Origin of the sequence: Loktanella sp. DJP18 (assembly GCF_049310965.1) — a bacterium.
Lineage (GTDB): Bacteria > Pseudomonadota > Alphaproteobacteria > Rhodobacterales > Rhodobacteraceae > Loktanella.
Genome location: NZ_JBMERN010000406.1, coordinates 1 through 557 on the forward strand (window position 1 = coordinate 1; position 557 = coordinate 557).

Genomic DNA, 557 nt, shown 5'->3' on the forward strand with positions numbered 1-557 from the left:
AGATGCCCTCAGAATGCTGTCGGCAGCATAGAGATCGAGGTCGAGGGTTGGCCAACTGCGGACCGAACCCAAGACGGGCGGAACTTCCGCACGCTGAATATCGTCGATGAGTTCACGAAGGAGGCGCTGGTGATCCGTGTCAAACGCAGGCTCAATTTAACGGAAGGGGTCGACGCCTCGACTGAGCTGTTCATGCGACGCGGCCCGCCGGAATACATAAGGTCGGACAATGGCGCTCAGTTTATCGCCCAAAAAGTGCGGGCCTAGATCGGTTCAGTCGGCGCGAGAACCTTATTCATCGCACCTCACCGTGGTGAAAACGGCTACTGCGAGAGCTTCAACGCTTGTTTCCGGGACGAGCTGCTGAATGGAGAGGTCTTCACCACGTTGCGCGAGGCCCAGATCCTGATCGAACGCTGGCGGCGTCACTACAACACGGTCAGGCCCCCCAGCGGTTTGAGATACCGGCCGCCAGGGCCCAAGAGCATCGTCCCGATAGACCAAAGACAGACCATGCATTAACATTCAAACTGGACCACCCGATGGGGGCACTGCAA

At 58.2% G+C, this 557-nt stretch carries 1 pseudogene; it reads left to right on the forward strand.

What is annotated here, in order from left to right:
* Positions 1 to 63: 63 nt before the first annotated feature.
* Positions 64 to 522 (forward strand): annotated as a pseudogene (locus ACOI1H_RS26165) (integrase core domain-containing protein); the annotation flags it as partial.
* Positions 523 to 557: the final 35 nt, after the last annotated feature.